The organism is Rickettsia endosymbiont of Ixodes scapularis, from assembly GCF_000160735.1.
In the GTDB taxonomy this organism is placed as follows: domain Bacteria; phylum Pseudomonadota; class Alphaproteobacteria; order Rickettsiales; family Rickettsiaceae; genus Rickettsia; species Rickettsia tamurae.
The window spans coordinates 8,115-16,762 of sequence record NZ_CM000770.1 but is presented as its reverse complement, the minus strand read 5'-3'; the positions used below and the strand labels follow the sequence as shown (position 1 = coordinate 16,762).

The following is an 8,648-nucleotide window of genomic DNA, read 5'->3' as shown; positions in this document are numbered from 1 at the left end:
GTCATCCCGTGGCTTGACCACGGAATCTATAACATTATTCTGATATTTTTTCTGGATTCCGTGGTCAAGCCACGGGATGACACTGAATTCCACAGATTCTACATGACCGTACTTATCGGTGTTAATCCTTAAAGGCTGCATATTTTCTTTAAAATCAACACCAAATGCTAATGCATATATTAGCTCCTCGTGATTTAATTTATACGCCGGTGAATCTTGCAATCTTCCACGATAGTAGACAGTAGCACCCCCAAGCTTATTAAAAACCTTTCTTAATTCTTCATTATTTTTAGCTTCTTTAAACAATTTTGCATGAGCAATAAATTCTTCAGCTATTTCTTTATCTTCCTCCGTTAAATCTTTTTCTATATAATCTTCGGCAAATTTCTCTACTTGCTTTTTATAGTAATATAGACTTTCCGTTGCTGCATCTAAAGAAGTAAGACCGCCGCCTATTACCGCAATCGGCATTCTAATTACCATATTAGTATTAGAATTTTTTAAAAATGCCCCTCCGCTTTGTAAAGTCATTAAGAAATCGGAAGCCGTTTTTACGCCTTTAACTTCAAAATTTTCTATATCCAAAACTTTCGGCTGACCTGCTCCAATGCAAAAAGCCATATGGTCAAAACCCAAATCGAAAGCCTGTTCTTTCGTTATATTAAAATCTAAAGCTACCCCGTCATAATATTTAAAATTATTATTTCTCTCTAATATTAGCCGTAATATATCAAGATTGTTTTTATTCCAGCGAACAGTTATACCGTATTCTGCTACCCCTCCAAATCCTCTTGGCATTCTTTCCGATAACAAATTTTTATATTCATGCCAAAATTTTATAGGCTTATGAACGTCAAAAGGCAAAGGAGTAATTTTTAAACCGTCAATAGCCGTAACATTGTGACCTGACCGTAATAAATAATAGCTAAGACTAAAACCTGCAGGACCAAGACCGGTAACTAAAATATTATAATTAGTAGGTTCTTTTGGTAGAGGTGCATAAATATTAAGCGGATTCCAACGAGTAAGAAGTAGATTATATCTTCTAACCCGTAAGGTAATTTAAGGCGTTTCTTCTTAAAATTATTTGATTCTATTAACGGGATATTTTCCGGGATCCTGCTTTTTGGTAAATCCAAGCTTTGGGGAATCCTTTACAAATCCTTATGCCCCGTTGCCGCAACCATGGGATTATCAAAAACAAATAATAGCAAGGACCCCTTAGGGTTAAAACCCTTGGCCCTTAACATAGTTCATCTCGGGAAATCTTTTGGGTTTAAGGGGGCCACCCGTTTTTGAGTTTTTTCCCGGGCTTGATCGCGGGATCCATTTGTTTTTTTTTGGATCCCGCGATCAAGCCACGGGATAACACTCMCCCCCCTAGAACAGGAATCCTTATCCTGCTTATGGCAATAAATACAATAATGAGAGTGGTTTAGAGCTTCATCTAGATTTAAAAAAGAATCTGTATAGTCAAAATCTACTCTCTCATTTTTTTGATATTTTAATATTTTTTTATCGTCTATTAGGTTTTCTTTATCTAGTTTTTGGGGGATTGTAAACAAGATGTCATCTCGTGGCTTGACCACGGGATCCAAAAAACAACTTTTAACATCAACATTTGTCGATTTACTGGATCCCGTGGTCAAGCCACGAGATGACACTGAATGGCAATAACCATAAACTCTACACGCTACATATTGTGCTGCTATGTCTAATTCTGTGGCAAAACTTTCTTCTGCCTGTTGCCATATAATTATTTGTTTGGCAAATTCTCTAGAGGTAAAATTCGTACCTATTAAATTAGTTAGCTTTAAATACACCTCTTCAAAATCAATATCTTTTATTTTTTCCGGTGGATATTTTTTTACGGCAACACGCTGAACAAATTTTCTTTTACATTCATAAATAATATCAAAATCTTTATGCTTTAATCTTGATATAGTTACTTCTTTTGAAATACAAAATAACTCTGCTAAAAAATCATCTAAATGAGGGGAGATTTTTAATAAAAATTCGGAATAATCTTGTGGAATAATAGAGAAAGGAGTTGATCTAAATAATATTAAACCTTTATGCAGAAATTTATCGGCTTTAAAGAGATAATCTAAAAATATTTGATCTAATTTTTTAAGTCCGGTTAAATCTAATTCATTAAAATCTAGATTAAAACCAAGTTTCATAAGTAATAAATAACTCTTTTAGAAAATTGTCTGTAAATTAAATAACTGATACAAACAGTAATAAATGCAACTATAATGGACTTAACTATCAGCATCATATCCGGTAATGTTCCGTCAATCACCAACGCTTGTACGGGTCTTATAACTAAAAAGAACGGATTAAATTCAAAATATATCTTTTTAGACTCCGGAATTAGCGAATATGGATAAACTATCGGTATACTCCAATAAATAACTCCGAGAATAACATTTAATATTTGTGGAATATCTCGAATATACGGCGTTAAAAATGCTACTGCGATAGAACCGCTAATAACACATATTATTAAGGGCAAAATTAATATCGGCATAAATATTATTTGCCAAGAAAATTTTTCTGGAAATAATAAAATAAAAGCAAAATACATTGCCGAAAATGAGCAAATTAAAGTATATAATTGCCCTAAACTGTCCGCAACAGGAAAAAAAGTCTTAGAAATTCTAACTTTTTTTATTATTTGATCACGTGTTACCAAAGAACTCGAACAAATCGTTAGGCTACTTACTATAAAACTCCATAAAGGAATACCGCCGACTAAGTTCATTACCATAAATTCTCTTGGTTGTCTTAATAAAAAACCGAAAAAATATGAAATTACCATTATGTGAATAAAAGGCTGAATTAAACTCCATAAAGAACCCAAAAAAGAATCTTTATTTTGCCTAATTATAGAAGCTTTAACTAGTAATGCTATTGCCCGCCAGTATTTTTTAGAAAAAAAATACTTTATCATTTATGAATTTCCTTGTTATTGGTTATAGATTTTAAACATTTCTGATGGAATCCCATCACCTATAATATTGCCGTCTTTTAATAAAACACATCTATCGCAATTATCTTTTATAATTTCTTCTTGATGACTTACTATTATCGAAATAGGAGTATTCTTAAATTTATTTTTCATTAAATTAAGAGATTTTTCTATAAAATAGCTATCGCCTGCCGCAAAAACTTCATCAAGTAATAGAATCTGTGGATTTTGAAATATTGATACGGAAAAAGCAAGGCGTGATAACATTCCTGAACTATAATTTTTTATCGGTAAGTCGATTTTACTACCTAATTCTGAAAAATCTATGATTTCTTGCTCAATTTTTTTGCTATATTTATCTAACATATTGTTATATAGCATTAACATTTTTATATTTTCACGACCTGTCTGCTCCTGTTCAAAACCGACTCCCATATCTATAATTGCCGCAATATCTCCATGAATTTTGATGGTACCGGATTTTAACGGATATATTCCGGCGATTAGCTTTAGAAGCGAACTTTTTCCCGAACCGTTACTTCCTATAAAAGCTATTTTTTCTCCCTCATAACAAGAAAAATTAATATTATTTAATATAGGTATATTTGGAGAAAGAGAGACTCCTTTTTTCAAGAAGAAATGCTTTAAATCTTGAGCTCTTTTATGAGTATCTATGCCTTCTACATAACCATCGGTTATCTCTATAAATACTTTTGAATGGTTAAGTGACATAAAATAAATATTAAATAGATTTATTAATCCAATCTAAAAGAGAATTTTTTTGTTGCAAACCTATTTTAGTATCTTTTTGTTCACCGTTTTTAAATAACATTATAGTTGGAATACTACGAATACCGTATTCTGAAGGAGTGTTAGGATTTTCATCAATATTCATTTTAAGTACTTTTACTTTGCCTTTTAATTCTTTACTGATTTCATCTATTATCGGTGTTAACATTTTGCATGGTCCACACCATTCTGCCCAAAAATCAACCAGTACCGGTAAATCCGATTCTAATACTTCCTTTTTAAAAGAGCTATCCGTTACATTACTTGCCATAATTTCTCCTTGTTATTACTATCGGTAAATGAAGAGTGGTTATACGAAAGTCAATTTTAAAAAGAGTAATCAGTCTGCAAGGCGAGGAACGGAGCGTATACTTAATAAGTGAGTACCGCAGAACTTGCTAGACGACAACGCCAATTTTTAAAATTCACTGAGTATAAAATAAAATTATAAAGTACAGGCTTCTACTTGTAAATAATGAAAATCTTTTTATTTATTATATTTATTTTTTCTATTATAATATATCCGCATTATTAAAGCTGCTGTTTCCTCTATTGATCTAGTCGACACGTCAATTACCGGCCAATTTCTTTGATCACAAATTTTTCTAACCTCTAAGCATTCTTTTTGTACTATATTAAAATCTGTATAGCTTTTATTTTCGTTAATTTGCAATAAATTTAACCTAGCTTCCCTTATCTCAATTAATCTATTTGGATTAATGACGAGTCCTACTACTAATTGATCTATATCTTTTTCTATAAAATCAGGAAAGGGACAATTATAAACATAAGGAATATTGGCAGCTTTTAGACCGTTATACGCTAAAAATACGGAAGTTGGTGTCTTAGAAGTTCTAGAAGGACCTATTAATATTATATCAGCCCCCGACAACTCATTAAGCATTTGTCCGTCATCATGTCTTATGGCATAATCTATGGCATTAAGTGTATCAAAATAAGTTTTATCGAATTTATAATTGTAATTCTGTTCTTTTTCTATTTCAATACCTGAAAAAACAGACATTTCTTTAATAATTTTACCTATTACAGAAATACATGGAATTTTTAATTCATAACAAAATTTCGTTAAAGCTTTTCGGAGTTCTTGATCGGCAATCGTGTATAATACTATCCCGTGTCTAGATTCTATTTTACTTAATACTTCATTTAGCAATTCCAAATTTCTAATCATTGGCCAATGATATAATTTTGGTTTTACGGAAGTAAATTGTGCAAGAGCAGAATTTGCTGCATATTTTGCAGTTTGCACGGAAGAGTCTGAAACCAAGTGAATAATTAGCTTTGTCATACTTTACACATGTAATTGTGGATAAAATTTTTAATAACTTGTTATTTTTCCTATTAAAATCTATTAAAAATTTCCTCAAATCCTTATTAAATCAAGTAAATCTAGTGTATTTTCTTTTAAATAAATAGTTTGTGGATAAAATTGTGAATAAATATCATTTTTCTTTGAAAAAATAGTCTTTTCTAAGCTATAAATGAATTTTACACTTAATTATCCACTTGTATAAATTCATTACAAACTTATGTGAATTATAATTAAAAATACCTATATTTTTAAGAATATTTTAATGAAAATTTTGTTGATAACTCTGTTTAAAACATTTAATCTACATAATTCTGTTTATATAAACAACAAATAATAAATATATCTATTAATTTAATATTTTTAGTAATTACATGAAGCAAATTTTAAATCCGTTAAAAGGAAATAGTAATAAAATACCTATTTGGTTTATGCGTCAAGCAGGTAGATATTTGTCGGAATATAAAAAAGTAAGAGAAACAACAAAAAATTTTCTAGATTTTTGTTATGATGTTAACAAAGCAACGGAAGTAACCTTACAACCGATAAAACGTTATGGATTTGATGCAGCTATTATTTTTTCTGACATATTAGTTTTACCTCATGCTCTTGGATGGGAAGTAGATTTTAAAGAAAATGTAGGACCTATATTAAAGCAATTCAAATCACAAGAAGATTTTAAATATCTGCAAAGCAATCCGAATAATAAATTAGAAAAGATTTATGAAATAATAAAAAAAGTAAAAAAAGAATTGCCCTCCACCACTTCTTTAATAGGGTTTGCAGGTAGCCCTTGGACAGTGATGAGTTACATGCTAGAGGGAAAAGGGAAACAAGATTTTAAAACGAGCAAAAAATTTATATATGAAAATAAAATACTTGCTAAAGAATTATTAAATTTTATTACGGAAAAAACAGCTGATCATCTTATAAATCAAGCAAGATCGGGAGCAGATGTTTTAAAGCTTTTTGATTCATGGTCAGGAGTACTTGCAGAAGAGGAGTTTACTGAATTTGTAATAGAGCCGACAAAAAAGATTATACTAAAAGTAAAAGAAGTTTTTCCAAAAACCCCTGTAATTGCTTTTCCTAAAGGAGCGGGATTATTGTACGAAAAATTTATAAAAGAAGTACCGATAGATATTTTAGCCGTAGATCAAATGATTCCTCTTGAAAAAATGAAAGAGTGGAGTGATAAAGTAATAGTACAAGGTAATTTAGATCCAGTTGTATTATTAACTAATAAAGAAATTATTAAAGAAAAAGCTTATAAAATTCTTCAGGTAATGAAAGGAAAGAATTTTATCTTTAATTTAGGACATGGTATTTTGCCTGAGACACCTCCGGAAAATATAGAATTTTTGACAGAATATGTTAGGTTATATGAAAAAAAGAATAGCAATAGTACTTTTTAATTTAGGAGGTCCAAAAGACCTTGAATCCGTAAAACCTTTTTTATTTAATCTATTCTATGACAAAGCTATAATTAATCTGCCAAATCCTTTGCGTTATATTATCGCTAAAATAATTTCTATTACTAGAGAGAGAAAATCTCAAAAAATTTATTCTTTAATTGGTGGTAAATCTTCTTTACTTCAGGAAACAGAGGAGCAGAAATTAGCACTAACCGAAAAGCTAAAGCAACTCATAAAAGAAGATTTCACTATTTTTATAAATATGAGATATTCAGCACCGTTTGCTAAAGAAGTAATAGGTCAAATAAAAAAATATAACCCAAGCGAAATAATATTATTGCCTCTATATCCTCAATTTTCAAGTACTACGACAGGATCTTCGGTTAAAAATTTTTTACAAAACCTTGATATTGATATTCCAATTAAAACAATTTGCTGTTATCCTCTAGAAGAAGATTTTATAAAAACCCATGTTTCATTGATTAAGGAAAAACTATACGATAAAAATTTTCGTATATTATTTTCTGCTCACGGGTTACCTGAAAAAATAATAAAAGCAGGTGATCCTTATAGTTTTCAAATAAAAGAAACAGTAAAAGCAATAGTTAAAGAATTAAATATAAAAGATCTAGATTATAAGATAACTTATCAAAGTAGAGTAGGACCTATGGAGTGGTTAAAACCGAATACGGAAGACGAAATAGAGCTAGCAGGAAAGTTAAAAAAAGACATAATTATCGTACCTATATCCTTTGTATCCGAGCATGTTGAAACACTAGTAGAACTTGATATTGAATATAAATTAATCGCAGATAAATATAAAATTCAATATACCCGAATTCCGACACTTGGAACAAATAAAATTTTTATTAATAGTTTGACAAATATATTACTACGATTTATTAGTAAGGTTGATACTAATTTAGTTACGAGTAGCTCTAGTACAAGAATATGTCCAAACGAATTTACTAGATGTTTATGTAAATTAACAAATTAATAAGGAAAAGAATGGCAAGTTACTATCTATGGTTTAAGTCAGTCCATCTGATATCTGCTATATGTTGGATGGCAGTACTTCTTTACTTACCTAGAATATATGTTTACCATACCAAAGCTAAAATAGGTAGTGAGCTAGATAGTACTTTACAAGTAATGGAGCTAAAATTACTCAGATTCATTATGAATCCGGCAATGATTAGCACATTTATTTTTGGTTTAATAAATGCTCATATTTACGGGTTTGTTGCTCTTGATACTTGGTTTCACGTTAAAATGTTTGCAGTATTAATTTTAGTGATATTTCACGGTTTACTTGCAAGATGGCGAAAAGATTTTGCAAATGGTAAGAATGTCCATTCAGAAAAATTTTACCGCATAGTTAATGAGATTCCGGCTATATGCATGATTGTTGCAGTGATTATGGTTATAGTGAAACCATTTGACTAGTATACTCGTTTTATTTGAAAAGGGATTGCTAAAGATATATAGTCATTGCGAGCAGCGGTAAGCTGCGTGGCAATCTCATGAAATAATAACAAACTCCTAAGATTGCTTCGTCAATTACTTACGTAAATTCCTCTCAATGAAGTTAAAACCGATCCATGTGGGCAATGTTTTTCCGTGAAAGGAAAGCAGGAATGACATAAATGAAAGCAATGCCTGCTCATCTATACTTTAGCAATACCAAATAATGCTTCTAGTTCTGCTAAGCGTTTCTCTATTGCGTTGATATCTCTCTTTTTCAAAGGTCTTTCTGTAACTCTGTTATCTCCCCGACCATAAGGTTGAGGATTACATCAGTTATGTGAGAGATGTTTTCACTTTTGGTAGAGGTTGCTACACCCCGAAATAGTGTTTTACTATTTCAGTTAAAGTTTATAACTAACTTCCTTTAAAAGTCAATCTATAACTTATTTTATTTTAAACCAATAGTTTATTTATATAAAAGATTTTTTGTAAAATTTATTTAACGCGAGTTTCGTATTAAGATGCCTAAATTATGGTTAATGAATATGCTATAATGCTTATCCTTTCAAGGTTTGTAAGAGGTGTGACAAGTTTTACAATTTAATAGTTATAGTCAAAAAAGACAATTTACTAAAAATTTATGCTGTGTGGAGTACATTTTATAACAAAAACA

7 protein-coding genes and 3 pseudogenes are annotated in these 8,648 nt (G+C 30.3%); 3 read left to right on the top strand and 7 right to left on the bottom strand.

The features are described from left to right. The 7 genes and pseudogenes from REIS_RS15225 to REIS_RS00065 form a co-directional block, all read right to left on the bottom strand. Positions 1–1,305 (bottom strand): annotated as a pseudogene (locus tag REIS_RS15225) (FAD-dependent oxidoreductase); the annotation flags it as partial. Between the two features lie 71 nt (positions 1,306–1,376). Continuing rightward, a pseudogene (locus tag REIS_RS16690) lies at positions 1,377–1,583 on the bottom strand (hypothetical protein); the annotation flags it as partial. Between the two features lie 96 nt (positions 1,584–1,679). Further along, positions 1,680–2,183, bottom strand: a pseudogene (locus REIS_RS16675) (2-polyprenylphenol hydroxylase); the annotation flags it as partial. Continuing rightward, the gene (locus REIS_RS00080; RefSeq protein ID WP_008579206.1) at positions 2,180–2,956 is read right to left on the bottom strand and encodes an ABC transporter permease; all 777 of its coding nucleotides are present in this window, start codon (positions 2,954–2,956) and stop codon (positions 2,180–2,182) included. The pseudogene REIS_RS16675 and the gene REIS_RS00080, both read right to left, overlap by 4 nt. 15 nt (positions 2,957–2,971) lie before the next feature. Continuing rightward, positions 2,972–3,706 (bottom strand): ABC transporter ATP-binding protein, encoded by a 735-nt coding sequence (locus REIS_RS00075; protein WP_008579205.1) that lies wholly within the window; start codon positions 3,704–3,706, stop codon positions 2,972–2,974. A gap of 10 nt (positions 3,707–3,716) precedes the next feature. Beyond that, positions 3,717–4,034, bottom strand: coding sequence for a thioredoxin (gene trxA, locus REIS_RS00070; protein ID WP_008579204.1), 318 nt, complete (start codon positions 4,032–4,034; stop codon positions 3,717–3,719). Positions 4,035–4,250: 216 nt separating this feature from the next. Further along, positions 4,251–5,072: a pyruvate, water dikinase regulatory protein gene (locus REIS_RS00065; RefSeq protein WP_008579203.1), complete on the bottom strand. Its 822-nt coding sequence runs from the start codon at positions 5,070–5,072 to the stop codon at positions 4,251–4,253. Positions 5,073–5,467: 395 nt separating this feature from the next. Here REIS_RS00065 and hemE point away from each other — a divergent pair, with 395 nt between their 5' ends. The 3 genes from hemE to hemJ are packed head-to-tail and all read left to right on the top strand — an operon-like array spanning position 5,468 to position 7,954. Continuing rightward, positions 5,468–6,508, top strand: a complete 1,041-nt coding sequence (gene hemE, locus REIS_RS00060; protein WP_008579202.1) for a uroporphyrinogen decarboxylase — start codon at positions 5,468–5,470, stop codon at positions 6,506–6,508. After that, positions 6,465–7,505, top strand: a complete 1,041-nt coding sequence (hemH, locus tag REIS_RS00055) for a ferrochelatase (protein ID WP_008579201.1) — start codon at positions 6,465–6,467, stop codon at positions 7,503–7,505. Before hemE ends, hemH begins: the two co-directional genes overlap by 44 nt. A gap of 11 nt (positions 7,506–7,516) precedes the next feature. After that, entirely contained in the window at positions 7,517–7,954 is a 438-nt protein-coding gene (gene hemJ, locus REIS_RS00050; protein ID WP_008579200.1) for a protoporphyrinogen oxidase HemJ, read from the top strand. The last annotated feature ends 694 nt before the right edge of the window (positions 7,955–8,648 follow it).